This window comes from Flectobacillus roseus (assembly GCF_030056595.1).
Classification (GTDB): Bacteria; Bacteroidota; Bacteroidia; order Cytophagales; family Spirosomataceae; genus Flectobacillus; species Flectobacillus roseus.
This window is the reverse complement of record NZ_JASHIF010000010.1, coordinates 321,635-344,583: the sequence shown is the minus strand read 5'-3', so window position 1 is coordinate 344,583 and position 22,949 is coordinate 321,635. Positions and strand designations below refer to the sequence as shown.

The window sequence follows — 22,949 nt, the reverse complement described above, 5'->3', positions numbered from 1 at the left end:
CCATCTCTTTTGAATAATTATTAATGAGTAACTGATTCTTTTCCTCCTTCAGACTTCTTCTTGAATGGGTAGTTTGAAGAAACACCTTTCATTACAGATTTCACTTCTGCCATGTTGATTACTGGCAAAAACTTAGCGAATAAGAAGAATAATGTAAAGAATAAACCGAATGAGAAAATATAGTCACCAATATCGTACATCGTAGGAGAGAACATTGCCCATGAAGATGGAATATAGTCACGGTGCAATGAAGAAACGATGATTACAAAACGTTCGAACCACATACCTACGTTCACAACTACCGAAAGGATAAATGAGATAAGGATGTTTGTACGAATACTTTTGAACCAGAATAATTGTGGAGAGATTACGTTACATGTCATCATCATCCAATAAGCCCACCAGTAAGGACCAAATGCACGGTTAATGAAACAATAGCTTTCGTATTCTACACCTGAGTACCAAGCAATGAAAAACTCAGTTAAGTAAGCAATACCTACAACAGAACCTGTTACAGTGATAATGATATTCATCATTTCAATGTGTTCCATTGTGATGTAATCTTCCAACTTAAATACTACACGTGTTACCAACAACAAGGTTTGTACCATGGCAAAACCAGAGAAGATAGCACCAGCTACGAAGTATGGAGGGAAAATTGTCGTGTGCCATCCCGGAATAACCGAAGTAGCAAAGTCCATTGATACAATCGTGTGTACAGAAAGTACAAGTGGAGTAGAAATACCAGCCAAAATCAAAGACACATATTCGTAACGAGCCCAAGTTTTAGCAGAACCAGTCCAACCCACAGAGAACAAACCATACCAGAATTTAGAAGCCTTAGTTTGAGCACGGTCACGAATTGTAGCCAAGTCAGGAATAAGACCTAAGTACCAGAACACTAACGAAACAGAAAGGTAAGTTGAGATAGCAAATACGTCCCAAACCAATGGTGAGTTGAAGTTAACCCAAAGTGAACCAAAAGTATTTGGAAGTGGTAATGCCCAGTGAGCCAACCAAGGGCGACCCATGTGAGCCAAGATAAATGAAGCAGCACATAATACGGCGAAAATCGTCATCGCTTCTGCTGCACGGTTAATTGAAGTTCTCCATTTTTGACGGAACAATAACAATACAGCTGAGATAAGTGTACCAGCGTGACCGATACCTACCCACCATACGAAGTTTGTAATATCCCAAGCCCAACCTACGGTCTTGTTCAAACCCCAAACTCCAATTCCTTGCCACCATGTGTAACCTAAACAATAGGCACCATAGGCGAAAATCACACAAGACACAGAAAAGGCAATTTTCCACTCTTTCGTTGGTTCACCTTCAACTTGCTTGCAGATGTCTTGTGTTACATCGTGATAAGATCTACCACCTCCTACGAGGGTTTCTCTTATTGGTGATACTACGTGCGACATATTTTAAGATTTAATAGTTTTAAATTCGTTATTTTCTAATAGGAGAGGGCTTTCACCCTCTCTAAATTTCTTACTTATGCGTGTTCTTTCGCTTCGCCCTCAGCTTTTTTTCCTTCTCTTTCTTTGTTACGTACTTTTACTAAGTAAGAGATATTTGGCTTAACGTTAATTTCTTCAATCACACCGAACGAACGACCAGTTTTCTCAGCAGCAAGTACTTGTGAGATTTCTGATTCTGGATCATTCATGTCACCGAACGTAATAGCGTTTGTTGGACAAGATTGAGCACAAGCCACTTGGATTTCTCCATCTTTTGGTCTTCTCTTCTCTTTCTTAGCTTCCAATTTACCAGCTTGAATACGCTGAACACACATTGAACATTTTTCCATTACACCACGTGAACGAACTGTTACGTCTGGGTTCAACACCATACGACCTAAGTCATTGTTCAAATGGAAATCGAAATCGTCAGTTTGGAAATAACGGAACCAGTTAAAACGACGTACTTTATATGGACAGTTGTTTGCACAATAACGTGTACCGATACAACGGTTGTAAGTCATTTGGTTCAAGCCCTCTGTAGAGTGTGTAGTAGCCAATACTGGACATACAGTTTCACAAGGAGCATTGTTACAGTGTTGACACAACATTGGTTGGAATACAACTTCTGGGTTTTCAGAAGCTACTTCCAATCCTTTTAAGTCTTCAACATCTGCATCAGAAGAATAATAACGGTCGATACGCATCCAGTGCATTTCACGACGGTTAATAACTTCTTGACGACCTACAACTGGAACGTTGTTTTCTGCAGAACAAGACACAACACATGCACTACATCCAGTACAAGTGTTAAGGTCAATCACCATACCCCAAGCGTGGTTGTTGTATTTGTGACCATTCCACAATGAAATATCAGTTGCAGTTTTCTTGCCTTCAGCTGTTAAGATTTCTGGCTTGAAACGTCCTGCTTCTACATTCTTTTTGTATTCAGACAATACTGTTTCTTGAACAACAGCCTCACGAGCCATTACAGTATTGTGTGTTTGTGTTTGAGCAATTTTAACCTCTTCTCCAGTTGATTTGATAGCTACATCTCCAGTATTGAAGAATGCTAACGTACCATTAACAGTTGAGATGAAAGGATAAGCATTAGCACCTACTCCATCAGCTGATTTACCAGCTTTTGTACGTCCGTAACCGATAGCTACAGCGATAGTACCATTTGCCTGACCTGGTTGAACCAATACTGGCAATTTGATAGACTTACCACCAATAGTCAATTCAGCTTCTTTGTCTTGTTCTAATTTCAATTCAGCAGCTGTTTTTTGAGAAACTGCCAAATAGTTTGTCCAACAAGCTTTAGAAACTGGCTCAGGCAATTCTTGCAACCAAGGGTTATTTGCTTGAGAACCTGTACCCATACTTACTTTCTCATACACTGCTAATTCTAATTTATCAGAAGAAGCTTTGTAGTTCTTTGAGATAGCAGCGGTAGCATCAGCCAAGTTTACAGCAGGAGCAGCAGCACTAGCTGTTGAACCAAACTCATAAACGCCATCATGCAATACTTGTGACCATTGTACTTTACCAGCTTTTAAGATATTGCTAGTCCAGTTAGATTCCAAGTAAGCAGCATAATCAGCATTCAAACCAGCCCATGTTAATAAGCTAGATTGTGTTTGACGTGTTGCGTAAATAGTTGAAATAGTTGGCTGAGTCAATGAAAAATACCCTTTTTTAGGCTCAGCATCATTCCAAGACTCCAAGAAGTGAGAGTCAGGAGTGTTATATTTTACTAATGAAGCTGTTTCGTCAGCTCTATCGTTTGTTGCAATTGTTAAAGCAATCTTAGGAAGTGCTTCAGCCAATTCAGCACCACGAGGGTGGTTATAAACTGGGTTTGCGTTGTAGAAAATAACCGCAGCGATTGCACCAGACTTAGCTTCGTTGATGAACTGATTCATTTCAGCATCAGAACCTTGACGGTAGTTTGCTGGAGTTCCTAAATCAATTGTTGTACCATAAGCACCAACCAATCCATTGATTGCAGCTACCACAGCTTGAACTGAGGCGTCATTTGAACCAGATACTACGATTGAAGCACCTTTTGATGCAACTAAATCAGCAGCAGCTTTCTCCAAATACTCAACTTTTACAGCTGAAGTTGACAATGCAGGAGCACCTACTTTCGCAGCAACTGCATTGTAAAGAGCTGTTGCAACTAAACCTTCTTGAGATGGCTTGTATGTTGCACGGTAATCAGCGTTAGCACCAGTGTTAGACATAATTGTCTCAAACTGATAGTGACGAGACATTTCTTTGTTACCATCTTTTGCAGAAGATACACGACGAGTTTTAGCCCATTGTGCAGCAAATTCAGATGGAGAAATCCAAGTTCCTAAGAAGTCAGCACCCAAAGAAACGATTGTCTTTGCTTTACTGAAATCAAAACTTGGTAATACACCGTTAGCTGCTACTAAACCTGACAATGAGTTTGCATCGTAAGTAACAACCTTAGTAGTTGGGTATTTAGCGATAAAATCACCAATAACTTTCTTTGTAGTAGGAGACAAAATAGAGTTTGTTACAATTCTGATTTGTCCACCTTTAGCTAATCCAGAGATGATTTCTTTATCTATAGAAGCCCAATTAGCAGATTTACCTGCAATTTGAGGCCCTTTTAATTTTTCGTTATCATAAAGACTCAATACTGATGCTTGAGCACGTGCCGAAAGAGCACCTTTTGATACAGAAGAAGCTTTGTTACCTTCAATTTTGATAGGACGACCTTCACGAGTCTTTACCAAGATAGAAGCGTATTCTCCGCCATCAACAAAAGTTGAAGCATACCAGTTAGCGATAGTAGGCTCAACATCTTCTGGCTTATTTAAGTACGGAATCGTATTCTTAACTGGAGCTTCGCAAGCTGCCAACGCTACCGCTGACATACCGAATCCTAACACTTTTAAGAAATCACGACGATGAGATCCTGTACCATCAAAGATAGCACCTTCTTTTTCGTCTGCTGACGGGGCATCACCGAACTCACGGTCTGCATATTTAACGAACTCAGCATCGTTAGTTAACTCCTCAATTCCTCTCCAATACCTTTTTGTAGTATTTTCCATATATATTATAATAGTATAAACAGAAACTATTGAATATTAAAATGAAGTAACAAGTCAGAAGCAAGAAAAACGTTTTTGTTTTTTGCTTCTGACATTTGACTTCTTAGTAGTGACATTTTGAACACTCCAAACCTCCGATGTTAGCAACTTTCAAAGGCTCTTTGTTTTCTTTATTGTGAATTTCAACAAGCTTATCATAGTATGCGTTGCCTTTTGTATTTACGTCAGTTTTTCTGTGACAGTCAATACACCAACCCATAGTCAATGTTGAGCGTTGTTCAACTACTTCCATTTTCTGAATTTCACCGTGACAGTTTTGACATTCCAAATCAGCTACGTTTGTATGCTGTGCGTGGTTGAAGTATGCCAAATCAGGCAAGTTGTGAACACGAATCCATTGGATTGGCTCATCTTTCTCGATAGCACGGTAAATTTTTTGAATTTCTGGAGACTCACGCTTAATTGTGTTGTGACAGTTCATACAGATGTTTGGAGAAGGAACGTTAGCACCTTTACCTTTGTAAACACCTGTGTGGCAGTATCCACAATTGATTTGATAATCACCAGCATGAAGTTTGTGAGAGAAATGGATCGGTTGTTCAGGAGCATAGCCTTGGTGAATACCTACACCATAAGCTGCATCAATTGTAGCTTTACCAATCAATAAAGTAATCAAAAGCGCTGCACCTGTCTTGAAAGCATTATTTGCCGCTAATTTTTTACCATTTTCAGCAATTCTTTGTAACAATGGAATACTTTCAGCTTCCTCAGCCGACACTGATGCCAATTTAGAAAGCGTAGTAACAATTGACAACAAAGCAACCAATACCAACACCATCACGCCAAGAAGTGCGATTAGGATATACTGTAACATGCCGCCGTTAGATTCAGCTGCTGGAGCTGCTGCACCTGCCGCTGGAGCTGCACCTGCTGCTGGAGCCGCTGGAGCTGCGTTTTGTGCCTCGATGTAAGCAAGTACACTCTTAATTTGGGCTTCCGAATAATTCGGGTATGCCGTCATCTGAGCCTTACCAAACTTGTTGTAAAGATCGTTAGCATATTTATCACCACTGGCGATAACTGCCTGAGGGTTGTGAACCCACTTTACAATCCAATCCAACGGTCTTCTCTGACCTACACCTTGAAGGCCTGGCCCCACTAAAGGTTCTGCACTTGTATTGTGACAAGCCGCACAGTTGTTTTTGAAAATTTGCTCTCCTTCTGCTACATCCTGAGCATTTACTCTTACAACCGAGGCAAACATTCCCAGTAGCATTGTCAAAGCAACAATTTTCAAGCGTTTCATGGTTATCATAAGAATCTATAAACTAATTTTAATAATTAAGTACTACGCCAAACTATTTACCTAATAATCTGAGACTTCCATTTATTTTTAAACTTTTCAATCTAAAAACTAAGGCAAAAAACTAGAAGAAACACACTATTTCGGGTCACAAAAGTACAATCGGAATAATTACGAACCAATTTATTTATTATTGATTTTCAGCAAAATTAGTATAGTTGTGAACTATTTAGAATAATTCTAAGTTATTTACAATTTTGTTGAATATACGGCTTCAAAATATCCTACATAATTTCCACAAAATCAGCTAGTTCATTTTAATTCATTCAGCCTTACTTATTCGGCATTTATAAGACCATTTATCTTATAAATAAAACCTTCGAATTTAGCTCATTTTTTTGAATTCACCATCCTTGTCACTGTTCAATTTGTGTACTTCAGCATGATTTTTATCATTTTTTTTCTCGAATTTTATTCAAATGAAATAGCATAGTAATATGATAGATTTGATAATCTTTATGAAATACCAATTCTTGGAAAAATACTAAAACTACTTACTAATTGACATAGAAGAATTTAACGTTCGTTATGAAAAATAATGCCAATGAGGAAAGATAAAACTAAGCTTTTTTTACTCTTTGTACACGCTCGCTCTAAATTGGGAGAATTTCATGCAAGCGTTAAAAAGCTAGGCTTCTAGCTAAATTCATCGATGTTAGCTAACCATTTACAGAAGAGGCTAATGAGAGGAAGTACTTAGAAAGAAAGATGATTAAGTAATCGAGCAGAATAATATTTAAGTTATGTGTTTAGGGACAAGGCAACAGGCACAAGGCACAGAGTGTTAAAATGTTTTTATTAACCACAGCTATGCTTTTTTCCAAAGCCCACCGCCGAAAGCTGATACCTGAATGCCTTAGGCACAAAAATTAAATTCTATTTTGCCCACTAACTTAAGTATTAAATTGTTTTTCCAATCTACAATTTGACTTATCTGTTTTCTACTTTAGAAATCGTAGAACAAAAAAAGCGCAACTAGAATTACTAGTTACGCTTTTGGAGGTCTCGAGCGGATTCGAACCGCTGTACAAGCTTTTGCAGAGCTCTGCCTAGCCACTCGGCCACAAGACCCTTTTGTTTGGAATGCAAAATTAGGTATTCATAAGGCATTTACCAAACTTTTGAAGCAAAAAATCGCAAATACTTTATAAAACACTGATTTTCAAACAGTAATTACACCTAATACGATACTAGGTTTTTAAAAATTTAGCTTTATAACAAAAGCAAAGGCAAACCCATTGCTGAGTTTGCCTTCGTGTGTGTATCTCTGAGTGTTGTTAACTTGATTAGAATTAGAAACGGAAGTGTGAGAACGCTTTGTTCGCTTCCGCCATGCGGTGTGTATCGTCTTTTTTCTTAACAGCAGCACCTTCACCTTTAGCAGCAGCGATGATTTCACCAGCTAAACGATCTACCATTGTTTTTTCTCCACGCTTACGAGCATAAAGAATCAACCACTTCATACCTACTGACAATTTACGATCTGCACGTACTTCTGTTGGTACTTGGAATGTAGCACCACCTACACGACGGCTTTTTACTTCTACAGCTGGCATTACGTTGTTCAAAGCTTTTTTGAACGTTTCCAAACCGTTTTCTTTTGTTCTATCTTCAACTTTGTCTAATGCACCGTAAAAAATGTTGAATGCCGTTGATTTTTTACCATCGTACATCAAGTTGTTAACAAACTTAGTTACCATTACATCTCTAAATTTAGGATCAGGTAACACGTATCTTTTCTTTGGTTTTGCCTTTCTCATTGGATTTGTTAAGTTTTTTAATGATAGCCCAAGCTTCTGCTCTTAACTTAGCATACTGGACTGGTTGTTGAATTTGGAAATATGATAATCAGAAAAATTTGAAAACGAATTTTTCACATTCTCAAATTGACGAATTTTCAAATTTTCAAATTACTTTTTCTTACCGCCTTTTCCGCCTTTTACTGGAGCTTGAACCTGACCTGGCTTAGGACGTTTAGCACCGTATTTAGAACGACGCTGACGACGACCGTTAACACCTGCAGTATCCAATGCACCACGGATAATGTGGTAACGAACCCCTGGTAAGTCTTTCACACGACCACCACGAATCAATACGATTGAGTGCTCTTGCAAGTTGTGACCTTCACCTGGAATGTATGCGTTTACTTCTTTACCATTTGTCAAACGTACACGGGCTACTTTACGCATCGCAGAGTTTGGTTTCTTTGGCGTTGTAGTATATACCCTTGTACAAACGCCACGACGTTGTGGACAAGAATCTAAGGCTGGAGATTTTGACTTCCAAGTCATTTGCTCTCTACCTTTACGTACTAACTGTTGTATAGTTGGCATTTTGTCTTGTTGTTATTGAGAGATACACTTTCCTAATTTGAATGATTTCAACTGCACTTTTCTAAGAAATTCATTTGATAGTCGCTCAAATCAGGGGTGCAAAATTACGTAAAGTCTCTGATAAACAAAAGGTTTGATACAATTATTTTCTCAATACGTTTAATAATTATCTCAGAATTAGGGCTTTGTAACAATTAGCACATTTTCGTCATAAAAAAGCAAGGGGATTTTGTGACAATTGTAGCACAAAATCCCCTTGCTTTTGATTTAATCTTTTGAAGCTTATTTGGTAAGTTCTGTTGTGTAAATGACTTTCCCGTCTTGATTTACTACTTGAACGTTGAGTTTATTACTGGTCACCGAAAACACCATAAAGCCATATTCGTTGCTAGCTAACTTACTAATAGGTAATGTCCCAATAGCGGTACTTTCTGAAGCCGACCCTGACACAAAATAGTGTGTTTTATTGGGTGGTGGTAATAAATGTTGTAAGTCATGATCATGTCCACAGATATAGGCATCTACTTGATGCTTATCCAAAACACTTTTCAAAGATGCTCTTACGGCCTTGGTATCGTAACTTTCTCTTCGTTTTTCAGTAGCCGTGAACAAAGGATGATGCCCTACTACCAATTTCCATTTTACTTTTGGAGAATTTGTTGACAATACCTTATCCAACCATTTTTTTTGAGCTGTACTATCTTGGCTGATTACATTGGGACCATAATCTTTATTTTTATAAAAATCTGGAATCAATGGGTTCGTGTCTATAAATGCTACTAATACTTCGTTGCCTCCATCTATCTGAAAGGTTTTAGTATAGTAACGGGCTGGCATTCGCCAACGACGACTAATTTTTGAATAGGCAACTTGAGCATCTGGATTGCCACCGTAGTCATGGTTTCCCAAAACAGGATACCAGTCCCACTGCAAGGAGAAAGCTGTGTAGATATCCTCAAAAGAATATTTCCATAATGGGTCAAACTCACTTTGAACACCTCTTGGGTAAAAATTGTCACCCGTAGAAATGACAAACTCACTACCGATTTGTTTTGCAACTTTTCCCATCTGATCAGCCACAGGCTTTTGGTGGTCTTCACCAACACGTCCCCAATCGCCCATCACCAAAAACTTCAAAGCGCCATCAATCTTCTGCACTTCTTGTGCTTCTGCATTGGTAGCCAACAAACATATACTGGCTAGTAGGTAAAATACTTTTTTCATAATTTTTCAGAAAATTAAGTTTATGTACCTCGACAATCTACTTGAGAAAACACTAATATTCAAGCATTCTCACTGTCAATTGTCGATAGTACACAGATAATCTTAAAGTTGTACTCAATAGTCTATCAAAATTAGACTTCTATTGAGGATATTCTATGACTATCTGCAAGGATTTAACAATACAATATTATTAGAGTAATACAAATAGAGTTTTTCCCTAAATTTAGAATAAAAAAGCCTATGCTTTGGGCATAGGCTTAAGATTTTATAAACTTCTAGCGATTCCTAATTCTAATCCTCGAAGCTCAGCTAATCCTCGCAAACGACCAATGGCAGTATAACCTGGGTTGGTACGTTTTTCAGGATTTAAGTCATCTAACATACGATGCCCATGGTCTGGACGGAAAGGCAAACGATAATCTGTTCTACCTTCTGAAATGCGTTTGCGTTGTTCTAAAACCAGACCTTTCATGACACCATACATATCTACATCGCCATCGAGGTGGTCTGCTTCATAGAAATTGCCTTCGGCATCACGTTTGGTAGCACGTAAGTGAATAAAGTTGATACGACTTCCCAAGCGTTCAACCATACCCGCTAAATCATTATCTTCACGAACACCATAACTTCCTGTACAGAAACAAAGACCATTATTAGTACTTTCATAAGCTGCTAATAATTGTTGTGCATCGCTTTCGGTACTTACCACTCTTGGCAAGCCCAAAATAGGATAAGGAGGATCATCAGGGTGAATGGCAAGATTAATGCCTGCCTCTTCTGCTGCTGGAGTGATAGCTCTGATAAATTCATAAAGATTGGCACGCAACTCTGCATCTCCAACTTCATTGTAGGTTCCTAATACAGCAGCAAATTCCTCTACGGTAAAGCTTTCTTCACTTCCTGGCAAACCTGCAATAATATTACGAATAAGCTTGGTTTTGGCTGCTTCACTTGCTTGATTATACCAAGTGTGGGCTTTTTGCAATTGCGTTTCTGTATAACTTTCTTCTGCACCCTTTCTTTTTAGAATAAATACTTCAAAAGCTGCAAATTCGGTAGCATCAAAGCGTAGGGCGGTCGAACCATCAGCCAACGGATAATCCAAGTCGGTACGAGTCCAGTCCAATACAGGCATAAAATTGTAACACACAGTATCAATGCCTGCTTTGCCAAGGTTTAGCAAACTTTGTTTGTAATTTTCGATGTATTGCAAATAATTACCAGAACGCTTTTTAATGTCTTCGTGTACAGGAACGCTTTCGACTACAGAAAAATTAAGTCCTGCTTTTTCTATCTCGGCTTTACGAGTTAAAATTTCTTCCAAAGACCATACTACGCCATTGGGTAGATGGTGAAGTGCTGTTACGATACCTGTAGCTCCTGCCTGACGAATATGCGCCAATGATACAGGGTCTTTTGGACCAAACCAACGAAATGTTTGTTCTAAGGGCATTTTAAGATTGATTAGGATGAAAAGATGCGATTAATTTATAAAGGCAATCTTTGTTTTTTTTTACCCAATCATTCCCAAGAAAGATTTAAAGAATAGGAAAGAGGGCAACAAGTTGCCCTCTTTGATTTAGAGATTAAAGCTTATTTTTCACGAGAATAATTTGCTACATAATCAGGCACTGGTGTTTGATGACGCATAAGTGGATCTGTAATTGGGGCTTGCGCAACTTGCTTTAATGGTAAAACTCCCGCCCAAACTGGTAACTCATAATCTTCTTCATCGTCACTTGGATTCCCTACTCGTACTTTAGCCGAAGCTTTTTCCAACGAAAAGGCCAAAACCATAGTTTTCTTCATTTCGGAAGCATCTGGCTCACGAACTTCTGCCCAGCGACCTTTGATAACGTGTTCAGTAAAGGCTTCTAAAGCATCCCATGCTTCTTGTGCATCGGTGATAAGTTCAGCTTGTGCAAATACCACCACAGAGCGATAATTGACCGAATGATGAAAAGCCGAGCGAGCTAATACCAAACCATCCAACAATGAAACCGATAGGCACACCTCTCGACCATCTGCGAGACTTCGCATAAAATGACTCCCAACCGAGCCATGGATATAAAGTTTATTGCCTATTCGACAATATCCTGTTGGTATCATCATTGGTTTGCCATTTTCTACGTAAGCTACTTGACAAACCAATCCTTCGTCGAGGATACTGTAAATTTGATCGGAGTCATAGCTGGCTCTTTTTGCTAATCGACTTGGTTTTAAATTAACCTCTTCCATAAGTTCTTGTAAATGTGGATTGTTAACAGATATGTTGATAAATCATGTTACAAATTTCTATCTTTACTGGCTTAGTTCATTAGTCCAGTTATAAATAGCAAAACAGTCCAGATGCAAATTCCATATAAGTCAATTTTGGTGTTAGAGCGCAGTTCGGCAGTGCCTTTGTATGTACAGCTTGCCAATGCTTTTATTCAGCATATTCAAAGTGGTATTATTCCAAAAGGGTATAAACTTTTGGGTTCTCGTCCATTGGCTGATTTATTAGAAATAAATCGTCAGACCGTAATTCAGGCTTATGAAGATATACAATCGCAAGGATGGATTGAAATCTTACCGAAAAGGGGCGTTTTTGTGAGTAATCAACTTCCAATTGTTCAAGCAAAAGGATTTATTTCTACTCAAATAAGTGAAGCGAGCGAAAAGGATAGTATCCTGACCAACCGAGCTTCGGGATTATTTTTACCTAAATTAATTCAACATCGTCTTGCCTTCAACGATGGCTTGCCCGATCCACGTTTGGCGCCTCGAGAGGCATTGGCCAAACGTTATGCACATTATATAAACTACGCCGAACCAGCTCTATTAAATTATACAGAGGTTTATGGATTACGCCGTTTTCGAGAAAATTTGGCAGCATTACTCAATCAAACCAGAGGGCTTTCCATCACTGCCGAACATATCCTAAGCACACGAGGAAGTCAAATGGGAATTTATTTGGTGGCTCATGCTTTTATCCGTTCAGGCGACTTGGTTATGGTTGGTGAGCTAAGTTATCAAGCAACCAACTTGACTTTTGAGCATTTTGGGGCAACAGTGATGACAATCCCTGTGGATGAAGATGGTTTAGATACTATTGCCTTAGAAAAACTCTGTCAGAAGCATCCAATTCGGATGGTATATGTTACCTCACACCACTATCATCCGACTACTGTTACGCTCAAACCTGAACGTCGTTTGCATTTATTGCAACTCGCTGAAACGTATCATTTTTGGATTATCGAAGATGACTATGATTATGATTTTCATTATGCCAATCGCCCAGTGTTACCATTGGCAAGTGCTAATACACATGGAAGAGTTATTTATATTGGTTCGTTTACTAAGTTAATAGCACCAACTTTTAGAGTAGGATATGTAGTTGCTAACCCCGAAACTATAGAAGAATTAGGTAAAATAAGACGAATTATTGACCGACAAGGAGATACTATACTTGAAGCATGCTTGGCTGACTTATTGGAAAATGGCACACTCCGACGCCACGTAACCAAGGCGCTCAAAGAATATCGTGTGCGTCGAGATTTTACCTGTGAGTTATTTGAAAAAGAGCTTGGAGAAAAAGTCTCCTTCGAAAAACCGCAAGGTGGAATGGCAATCTGGATGAAGTTCTCGGAAAAATATCCTTTAGCGTTATTATCGGATAAAGCCCATAAAAAAGGCTTATACTTACCAAATGGAGGCGCATATAAGCCTTTAAATGCCTGTAGAATTGGTTTTGCCTCTATGAATCTTTCTGAGATTGAAGAATCTATGTCAATTCTAAAAAAAATAATGTCAGATTAACGTTTGAGTTTACCACTCACATCGCCTTTCACGACCATTTCAATTTCTTGTAAAGTAGCCAAATTAAAATCACCTTCCACAGTATGTTTCAAGGCTGATGCTGCCACACCATACTCTAATGCTTTTTGAATATCTTGAAATGTAATATAAGCATAAATAAAACCTGCCATAAAGGCGTCGCCACCGCCGATTCGATCTACAATATTCGGTATATCGATAGTTTTTGTTTTGATCATTTCGGTACCATTCCAACACTGCCCCGAAAGGGTATTATGCGAAGCTGAAATTTGACCTCTTTTGGTATTCAATACAAATTTTGCTTGAGGAAATTGGGTTAAAATCTGCTGACAAATAGATTTAAAACTACCCTTTTCATCATTTGGCGTAATCCCAAACATATCGTTGGCATCGCCTTTACTACAAATAATCACATCGCAATGCGAGATTAGCTCAGGCATTACCTCACTTGGCTTTTTACCCCACTGCCAAAGATTTTTACGATAACCAACATCGGCTGAAATAGTCAAACCCATCCGACGAGCTACCTTGACAGCCTGTAAGCACGCTTCAGCAGCCGAGGCAGATATAGCAGGAGATATTCCTGTAAAGTGAAACCATTGTGCATCAGCAAAGATTGTTTCCCAATCAAAATCAGCAGGATTTAATAGTGCAAAAGCAGAATCAAAACGGTCGTATATTACTTTTGATGGGCGCATAGCGGCACCATTTTCTACAAAATAGATCCCTATACGATTTCCTTTCATTTGCATAAACTCAGTACCAACACCGTATTTGAGATAGGTGGTGCGAGCAGCATAACCAAGGTCGTTATCAGGAAAAACTGTTACATGACTTGCAGGAATACCCATAATTGCAAGAGAAGATGACACATTGGCCTCGCCACCACCAAAGTTGATATTGAAAGCATCTGACTGTGAAAATCTTGCAAAATTAGGCGTAGTTAATCTCATCAAAACTTCGCCAAAGGTGATTACTTTTTTCATGATTCCAGATTCCTTAATGGTTATTAGACATAGCTTTCCGAAAGATAACAAATACGTTTCAGAAATCTTATTTTTAGGAATGTAAAAAGGCGTTCTAAACTCTTGATGAGATAGAACGCCTCTTTTATTTTAATATATGATAAACAAACAGTGCTTACAAGTATTTAGATACTGATTCTTCAAAGCCTGCTAGTTGAGTCAAATCTTCGCCCCAAAGGCTACGATTAGACAATACTTTGTGCAAATCAAAATTATCCCAAGCTTCGTAGAAATACGATGCATAGTTACAGTTAATCTGATAGTGCTCACCGTTACATTCTCCGTAATAGTTGCCATTTACCTCTTTTACAGCATGCATAAACTGCAAGTAAGCAGCAAAACCCATAGCAAATAGCTCTGGCGCACGACCAAATTCACGGTAATACTCCATCAAGATTGGTACATTACGCATACGCATTTTAGCAGAATACTGTACTGTAATATCCAATAACTTATGATTGATATATGGATTACGGAAACGATCCAAAACCATACGACCAAAACGATCTGCTGTCTTTGAATCTACTTTATATGGAATCGCCAACGACAACTCACCTAACATCAGATTGGTAATAATACGACTCATATAGCCATTAGCCATAACGTCTTTTACGTATTTAAAACCTAACAAATACGCCATCCCACACATAAGCGTGTGTGTACCATTGAGCAAGCGAAGTTTTAACTCACGATAAATTTCAATGTCTTTTTCAATAATAACACCTTCATCGACTTGAGCAAAACTCAATACCTTACGAACGTGCTCATCGCCTTGAATAGCCCACAAGCGATACACTTCAGACATAATTACTAGGTCATCTTGATAACCTAACTTTTGCAGGATTTCGGTTGCATTTTCTGGCTTTCCTGGTACAATTCTATCCACCAATGAATTACAGAAGCGATTATGCGTATCTATCCACTCTATAAACTCAGGCTCAAGTGCATTGCGGTGAGCTTGTTCTAAAACGATTTCTTGTAATTTATCACCATTACCAACAATCAGCTCAGTTGGAACAATCACCATTCCGCTTTCAGCAGAACCACCGAAGTGTTTCCATCTTTCATACAAGAATGCCAATAATTTTACAGGAAAAGATTGCGGTGGTGTCGACGTAACCTTGTCTGATTCAAGTAATGTAATACCTACCTCCGTTGTGTTCGAAATAATAATTTGCATTTCAGGGTTGCGTGCGCATTCCAAAATAGCACTCCATTCGTTACGAGCCGATAAGGTACGAGAAATAGCACTATTGATGATTGTTTCTTCAATCAACTTGCCATTTTCTAAGCCTTTTATACAGTGAGTATATAAGCCATCTTGTTCATTAAAGGCATCGGCATCTCCTTTATCAGTAGATTTTACCACAACGATTCTTCCGTTGAAAACACCTTGTTTGTTGGCTTTATCGATAAAATAATCGCATAAGCCTCTTAATAATACGCCTGTACCAAACTGTAATACTTTTTCAGGTAAAGAGAATAGCGTTTCATCAGGCACTTGTACTTGTCCTTTAAATTGGGCAGTAGCTGTCGACAAAAATGACTTGGTTAGTTTAAGATCCATCACACAACGAATATAATTTGTAAATACATACTTGACTAGAAAGTAAAATAAGGGGTTTATTCTACTCTATTTTAGAGATATTATTTCTTAAGGATGTTGATGTGTCCCAAACCTTTAGGTTGGAAAATTCGTGTACTACAGGTAGGAACTTGGTGCTCTCGGGTATGAGTTAAATAATCTGTAGAATAAACTCATTTGTTATTATATCTATCAATTGGCTCAAACCCGATAGATTTACCAAGCATATAGGATTATATTTTCATAGTAACTGGTCAAATCTCAGATTATGCCTCTCCGACTGGACCACTATAATTTGTTGGGAATTGGAAACCAATAGCGCCTTTCTCATCAGAAATGCTACCATAAGCATCCTCATATTTTGCGATGTTATCTTTCAATGCATTTAATAATCTGTAAGCATGATCAGGTGTCATTATTACACGTGATTTTACACGTGCTTTGGGTAATCCTGGCATCATTTTAATAAAATCAATTACAAATTCACTTTGTGAATGTGCAATCATTGCAAGGTTTACATACTCGCCTTCAGCCATTTCTTCTGTAAGCTCTACATTAATTTGTGTTTCGTCTTGTTGATTTGCCATAGTTTAAAAACGTAAAAGTTTGATTTTCAAATTTAATCAAAAACATTACCTATTCAATTATTCCAGCTTTTAATTAAAGTTTTTCTTTTGAAAAAATCATGCTAGTTAAGATATTTTAAAGTCATTCAAATCAAAAAATACACATTTTTTAAAAGAAAAACAGTAAAAAATACCCCACGAAAACTATAATTTAAAATCCTGTATATCAAATACTTACTGCCATAAAATCAACATTTATTCTATTTGAGATTTTGATATTTTTCATCAAAAAAGCCAAAGGCCCTTAGAACTGAATCTAAGAGCCTTTGAAAATATATTCAAAAAGAAGTTGGTACTAAACAATCCAACGAGCTTTACGATAGCCACCCACTTTTTGTTGAGCTTGCTGTTCTTTAGCTGTTTCGATTTGTTGTAACTCTTCTTTCGAAGTAATGATATAATCTTGGTATTTGCGAACACCTGTACCTGCTGGAATCAAGTGACCTACGATTACGTTTTCTTTCAAGCCATCTAAGCCATCTGATTTCGCTCTGATAGAAGCTTCAGATAATACTTTCGTTGTTTCTTGGAATGACGCAGCCGAGATAAATGATTCAGTACCCAATGACGCCTGAGTAATACCTTGCAAGTTTGGTTGAGATACCGCTGGTTGAGCGTCACGAACCTCTACTTTACGTAAGTCGCGACGTTTCAATGAAGAGTTTTCATCACGCAACGCACGAGTCGTTACAATCATACCAACCTTCATTTTGTCAGAGTCACCTGCATCTACAACAACTTTCTTGTCAAGAATATCATCATTTGCCAAACGAACTGCAAAACGATCTACATTCTGGTTGTTCAAGAACATGGTATCTCCAGAATCAACGATTTCAACTTTTTGCATCATCTGACGAACGATACATTCGATGTGTTTATCGTTGATTTTTACACCTTGCAAACGGTAAACGTCCTGAATCTCGTTTACTAAGTATTCTTGTACCGCTGTTGGTCCTTTGATAGCCAAAATATCTGATGGTGTAATTGCTCCATCTGAAAGAGGCACACCTGCACGAACAAAGTCATTGTTTTGTACAAGGATGTGTTTCGAAAGTGGAACTAAGTATTTACGTTCAGCACCATCTTTAGCTTTCACATAGATTTCACGGTTACCACGTTTGATACCACCCAATGTAATTACACCGTCGATTTCAGAAACTACGGCAGGGTTAGATGGATTACGAGCTTCGAACAACTCGGTTACACGTGGAAGACCACCCGTAATGTCACGAGTTTTACCAGCTGCACGAGGAATCTTAGCAAGAATCTGACCTGGTTTAATTACTGCACCGTTATCAACAGAAAGACGAGCAGCTACAGGTACGTTGAACGAAGTTTCTTCACCGTTTTTGTTAACAATTACGATTGAAGGGTTCTTAGTTTTATCCTTAGATTCGATGATAACTTTTTCTCTCAAACCAGTTTGCTCATCGGCTTCTTCCTTATAAGTGATATTTTCTTCGATTGAGTCGAATCTTGCAATACCATCTGCTTCAGAAAGGATTACGGCGTTGTATGGATCCCAAGCACAAATTTCTGCACCTTTAGTAATCGTTTGTCCATCTTTCACACGCAAGTAAGCACCATACGGAACGTTGTTGGTGATATAAACTTGGTTAGTAGCTGGATTCACAATTTGAACCTCACCCGAACGACCCATTACGATTTCTACTGGATTTCCTTCTGGATCTACAGAGGCTACAGTACGCATCTCTTCGAAACGGATGATACCATCAAATTTCGCTTTAATCGTCGCATCAAGGGTTACGTTTTGTGCAGTACCCCCAACGTGGAATGTACGAAGTGTCAACTGTGTACCTGGCTCACCGATTGACTGTGATGCAATTACACCTACAGCTTCACCAATACTTACCATACGACCTGTTGAAAGGTTACGTCCATAACACTTAGCACAAACACCATTACGAGTTTCACAAGTTAATACCGAACGAATCTCGATAGAATCGATAGCCGTATCATCTACACTTGTTGCCATCTCTTCAGTGATTTCTTCACCTGCAGGAATCAACAAATCTCCAGTAACAGGATCGTGTACATCGTGGATAGACACACGACCTAAGATACGCTCAGAAAGTGGTTCGATGATTTCTTCGTTATCTTTCAACGCAGCGATTTGGATACCACGTAATGTACCACAATCCTCTTCGTTTACGATAACATCTTGAGCAACGTCATGTAAACGACGAGTCAAGTAACCAGCATCGGCCGTTTTCAAGGCTGTATCGGCAAGACCTTTACGAGCACCGTGCGTTGAGATAAAGTACTCAAGTACGTCAAGACCTTCTTTAAAGTTAGAAAGGATTGGGTTTTCGATGATTTCACCTACCGAACCTTGTAAGTTCTTTTGAGGTTTTGCCATCAAACCACGCATACCACCTAACTGACGAATCTGCTCGCGAGAACCACGTGCACCAGAGTGCATCATCATAAAGATTGCGTTGAAGCCTTGCTGGTCATTTTCCATTTGCTTCATCAACGTATCCGTGATTTTCGAGTTTACTTTCGTCCAAATATCAATAACTGCGTTGTAACGCTCGTTATCGGTAATAAGACCCATCAAGTAGTTATCTGTTACAGATGCTACATCTTCAGTAGCTTTAGTAATCAAATCAGCCTTTTCTTCTGGTACGATAATATCACCGATACCCATTGAAAGACCACCTTTGAAGGCCATTTGGTAACCCAATTCTTTAATATCATCCAAGAATTTAGCTGTACGAGCTACTCCTGAAATTTTGAATACCTGAGAAATGATTTGTTGCAATTTTTTCTTAGTCAACAATTCATTGATATATCCTACTTCTTCAGGAACACAAAGGTTGAACAATACACGACCAGCAACAGTTTTCACCATTTCCTCAACCAATGTACCGTCTTCTTTACGAACCTTAGCTTTTACTTCGATATTAGCATGTTTCGAAACTCTACCTTCGTTCATACCAATTACTACTTCTTCAAAGCCGTAGAATTTCATTCCTTCACCTAGGATTGGGTACTCTGGTGTATGTCTACGTCCTTTTGTTACGTAGTACAAACCAAGAACCATGTCTTGTGAAGGTACAGTAATAGGAGCACCATTGGCAGGGTTCAAGATGTTGTGCGAAGCCAACATCAATAATGATGCCTCAAGGATAGCCTCTTGACCTAGTGGAACGTGTACCGCCATCTGGTCACCATCAAAGTCAGCGTTGAAGGCCGTACAAGTCAATGGGTGCAATTGGATAGCTTTACCTTCGATCAACTTAGGTTGGAAAGCTTGGATACCCAAACGGTGGAGAGTTGGGGCACGGTTAAGAAGAACAGGGTGTCCTTTCATTACGTTTTCCAAAATATCCCAAACCACAGGGTCTTTTCTATCAACGATTTTCTTAGCAGATTTTACCGTTTTAACGATACCACGCTCAATCAATTTGCGAATAACAAATGGTTTGAATAGCTCGGCAGCCATATCTTTTGGCAAACCACACTCGTGCATCTTCAATTCTGGACCTACTACAATTACCGAACGACCAGAGTAGTCAACACGTTTACCTAACAAGTTTTGACGGAAACGACCTTGCTTACCTTTCAACATATCAGAAAGAGATTTCAAAGCACGGTTACCTTCAGAACGAACAGCGTTAACTTTACGTGAGTTGTCAAACAATGAGTCAACAGCTTCTTGAAGCATACGTTTTTCGTTACGTAAGATTACTTCAGGAGCTTTGATTTCGATCAAACGCTTCAAACGGTTGTTACGAATAATTACACGACGGTAAAGATCGTTCAAATCGGAAGTTGCAAAACGACCACCATCAAGAGGCACTAATGGACGTAATTCTGGTGGAATTACTGGAACCATTTTAATTACCATCCATTCTGGTTTGTTCTCGATACGAGTACCCGCTTCACGGAATGCTTCAACTACTTTCAAACGTTTCAAAGCTTCAGCCTTACGCTGTTGAGAAGTATCATTAGCAGCCGAGTGACGAAGGCTATAAGAAAGGTCATCTAACGCAGTACGTTTCAACAACATTTCAAGTGCCTCTGCACCCATCTTAGCGATGAATTTTTGAGGATCTTCGTCAGGAAGCAATTGGTTTTCGCGAGGCAATTTGTCGATAATGTCCAAATACTCGTCTTCTGTTAAGAAGTCCATTTTGTTAACACCATCTTCCTCTTTGATACCCGGTTGAACTACCACGTATCTTTCGTAATAGATAACTTGATCCAATTTTTTCGTAGAAAGACCCAACAAATAACCAATTTTGTTAGGCAAACTACGGAAGTACCAGATATGCGCTACAGGCACCACCAATTCGATGTGTCCCATACGCTCACGACGTACTTTTTTCTCAGTAACCTCTACACCACAACGGTCACAGATGATACCTTTATAGCGAATACGCTTATATTTTCCACAGTGACATTCCCAGTCTTTCGTTGGACCGAAGATACGCTCGCAGAACAAACCACCCATTTCTGGTTTGTAAGTCCTATAGTTGATGGTTTCAGGTTGAGTAACCTCACCATGCGAACCTTCAAGAATTGACTCTGGCGATGCCAACGAGATTGTTACTCTCTGGAAGTCGCTATTTAATTTTCTATTTTTTTTGAATGACATTTTTAAATCTGTTTTTAATTTAAAATATCTAAGGGTTTGGAGAAATTAACACATGGCATTATTTCTCCTTGGTAATTGACTTTCAGAAAAACAACCTTATGATTTAGCGAGGATACTTAATCACTTATGAAAAAAGCTAATTATGTTATAAAACATTCCAAGTAAGATTTGTCTTATAATATTTTGCTTTTGACTCCTGATAATCACACAAGATTAACTCGTAAGATCCTTTGTACAGTTCGCTTTTTGATATAATCGTATTGTATTCTGAGCTTTGCAAATAAGGTTTTTTTGATGCCAACTGAACTCTACTTGGATTATATACAAATAAATGTTCTTTCGACTTCAACAGATAATAAGTTCCACTAAGTCCAGATTGCTCTAGATTATTACCGTCTAATGTCAATGTGGAATCTGTTACCACAGATTGCAAAGTCAAGGTTTCCTTCTCAAAAGTCGGTTTTTCAGCAAATGACTTCCATTCTTTGTGTAAAGGTGTTGCTGGAAAAACATAAGCTTTATAATGATTCATTAACGAATCGTTCGTCTTTTTGATAAAGTAGAATGGGTTATAATGTGGATGAGTAGGAGGAACACCATCATAATAATGATTAAATGTTACTGCAGCTAAAAGTTTGGCACGCGAGGACATTAGTCCCCAAAATTTTGCATATCCTAAAAAGAAGACTGCCATAGAAAATCCTAAAGCAATTTTAGCAAAATGTGCATACCTCACATTCATCACAAAATATCCATACACCAATGCCAGTGCCATGAAAGCATAATAACGATGATTGGAAACTAACATCGTAAATTCTGGATCACTTCCTGTTCGACCAAATGCGATTACACTGGTTGTGAAAAGCAGGTATCCAAGTGCATAAAATGTAAATGATGCTACAAAACGTTCAGTTTGGTCTTTTGCTCTCATATTGAGAAAAGACTTCCACAAAACAAAAAATACCAAAAGTAGAGTCAAAAACCCTGCTATACCTGGTACTGTAGCCTTCCAAAAACTCAATGCCGACAAGGATAAATCAGCCCATCCACCCCAAATGTACAAAAACCCTAAAGGAATATAAGTTGGATGCTCTTGAAACGTCTTAAGTCCTAATTCAATAAATGGTTGCTTTTGGTAACCATGAAAATAGAATCCGACTATTATCGCTGCATAAGCCAACCACGCTAATAGCAGCTTATATTTCTTTTCTACTAATAAAATGACAGCTCCCAGTGGTAGGGCAAAGATGCCACTACCAAAGGAAAAAATGCCCATTAATACAGTTCCAAATGCAAGATAATTCCACTTAGAATTTTTCTGTAACAATAGATATACTGTCCAAATGCTATAAAACAATGCCCATAAGTACTGACAAGAAGAGTTTGCCCAAGTAATAATGATATAAATATGTAAAGGAAACATAAGATATACCATTGGCAACAGCTTACTACTACTTTCAACTCTTCTGAAGGTACTATACACTACTAAATACAATCCTAACAATGAGAAGTCTCCTATATAAGGGTAATAGTTGAAATGAATCTGACCAAATACCTTGTATTGAAACATACTCATCAGCGTCAAAATAGGAAAACGATACTCATTGTGCTGTGCAAACAATGCGGTAAGTTTTTCGCTAAAAGTTGATGCTTTTAGTTCTCCTAAAAATGCTCCTGCAACCATCGTGTAGTCATCATATATCACAAGATTCTGTGTATGATAAAAACAGAAGTAGGCAAACATCAATGGAGGTATTATACCTAGTAACCAAACACCTAGTTTCCTTGTCATTTA

The 22,949-nt window shown here is 38.4% G+C and carries 14 protein-coding genes and 1 tRNA gene; 1 reads left to right on the top strand and 14 read right to left on the bottom strand.

From position 1 onward, the window contains the following. Positions 1 to 20: 20 nt before the first annotated feature. The 9 genes from nrfD to QM524_RS13840 form a co-directional block, all read right to left on the bottom strand. Positions 21 to 1,427 (bottom strand): NrfD/PsrC family molybdoenzyme membrane anchor subunit, encoded by a 1,407-nt coding sequence (gene nrfD / locus QM524_RS13880; RefSeq protein ID WP_095161133.1) that lies wholly within the window; start codon positions 1,425 to 1,427, stop codon positions 21 to 23. A gap of 74 nt (positions 1,428 to 1,501) precedes the next feature. After that, positions 1,502 to 4,555 carry a TAT-variant-translocated molybdopterin oxidoreductase gene (locus QM524_RS13875; RefSeq protein ID WP_283345055.1) on the bottom strand — a complete coding sequence of 1,018 codons (3,054 nt, stop codon included), beginning with the start codon at positions 4,553 to 4,555 and terminating at the stop codon, positions 1,502 to 1,504. 103 nt (positions 4,556 to 4,658) lie between these two features. After that, a complete protein-coding gene (locus QM524_RS13870) occupies positions 4,659 to 5,861 on the bottom strand; it encodes a c-type cytochrome (RefSeq protein WP_283345054.1) in 1,203 nt (400 codons plus the stop codon). 1,054 nt (positions 5,862 to 6,915) lie between these two features. Further along, positions 6,916 to 6,989 (bottom strand) — tRNA-Cys (locus QM524_RS13865). A 221-nt stretch (positions 6,990 to 7,210) separates the two neighbouring features. Beyond that, a complete protein-coding gene (rpsG, locus tag QM524_RS13860; RefSeq protein ID WP_095161130.1) occupies positions 7,211 to 7,678 on the bottom strand; it encodes a 30S ribosomal protein S7 in 468 nt (155 codons plus the stop codon). A 150-nt stretch (positions 7,679 to 7,828) separates the two neighbouring features. Beyond that, entirely contained in the window at positions 7,829 to 8,251 is a 423-nt protein-coding gene (rpsL, locus tag QM524_RS13855; protein ID WP_095161129.1) for a 30S ribosomal protein S12, read from the bottom strand. A 282-nt stretch (positions 8,252 to 8,533) separates the two neighbouring features. Next, a complete protein-coding gene (locus tag QM524_RS13850; protein WP_095161128.1) occupies positions 8,534 to 9,475 on the bottom strand; it encodes a purple acid phosphatase family protein in 942 nt (313 codons plus the stop codon). A 265-nt stretch (positions 9,476 to 9,740) separates the two neighbouring features. Next, positions 9,741 to 10,928 carry a mannonate dehydratase gene (uxuA, locus tag QM524_RS13845; protein WP_283345053.1) on the bottom strand — a complete coding sequence of 396 codons (1,188 nt, stop codon included), beginning with the start codon at positions 10,926 to 10,928 and terminating at the stop codon, positions 9,741 to 9,743. A 140-nt stretch (positions 10,929 to 11,068) separates the two neighbouring features. Next, entirely contained in the window at positions 11,069 to 11,713 is a 645-nt protein-coding gene (locus QM524_RS13840) for a pyridoxamine 5'-phosphate oxidase family protein (RefSeq protein ID WP_283345052.1), read from the bottom strand. A 111-nt stretch (positions 11,714 to 11,824) separates the two neighbouring features. Between QM524_RS13840 and QM524_RS13835 the strand changes: the two genes are divergently transcribed. Then, a complete protein-coding gene (locus QM524_RS13835; RefSeq protein ID WP_283345051.1) occupies positions 11,825 to 13,276 on the top strand; it encodes an aminotransferase-like domain-containing protein in 1,452 nt (483 codons plus the stop codon). Here QM524_RS13835 and QM524_RS13830 read toward each other — a convergent pair. The 5 genes from QM524_RS13830 to QM524_RS13810 form a co-directional block, all read right to left on the bottom strand. After that, complete coding sequence (locus QM524_RS13830) at positions 13,273 to 14,280, bottom strand: sugar kinase (protein WP_283345050.1); 1,008 nt, start codon at positions 14,278 to 14,280, stop codon at positions 13,273 to 13,275. The two genes, QM524_RS13835 and QM524_RS13830, sit on opposite strands and share 4 nt — an antisense overlap. Before the next feature lie 154 nt (positions 14,281 to 14,434). After that, on the bottom strand, positions 14,435 to 15,886 hold the full coding sequence (locus tag QM524_RS13825) for a tagaturonate reductase (protein ID WP_283345085.1): 1,452 nt from the start codon (positions 15,884 to 15,886) through the stop codon (positions 14,435 to 14,437). Positions 15,887 to 16,170: 284 nt separating this feature from the next. Beyond that, a complete protein-coding gene (locus tag QM524_RS13820) occupies positions 16,171 to 16,491 on the bottom strand; it encodes a DUF3467 domain-containing protein (protein WP_095161123.1) in 321 nt (106 codons plus the stop codon). A 334-nt stretch (positions 16,492 to 16,825) separates the two neighbouring features. After that, entirely contained in the window at positions 16,826 to 21,154 is a 4,329-nt protein-coding gene (gene rpoC / locus QM524_RS13815; RefSeq protein WP_095161122.1) for a DNA-directed RNA polymerase subunit beta', read from the bottom strand. A gap of 145 nt (positions 21,155 to 21,299) precedes the next feature. Beyond that, complete coding sequence (locus QM524_RS13810; RefSeq protein ID WP_283345049.1) at positions 21,300 to 22,946, bottom strand: hypothetical protein; 1,647 nt, start codon at positions 22,944 to 22,946, stop codon at positions 21,300 to 21,302. Positions 22,947 to 22,949 lie beyond the last annotated feature (3 nt).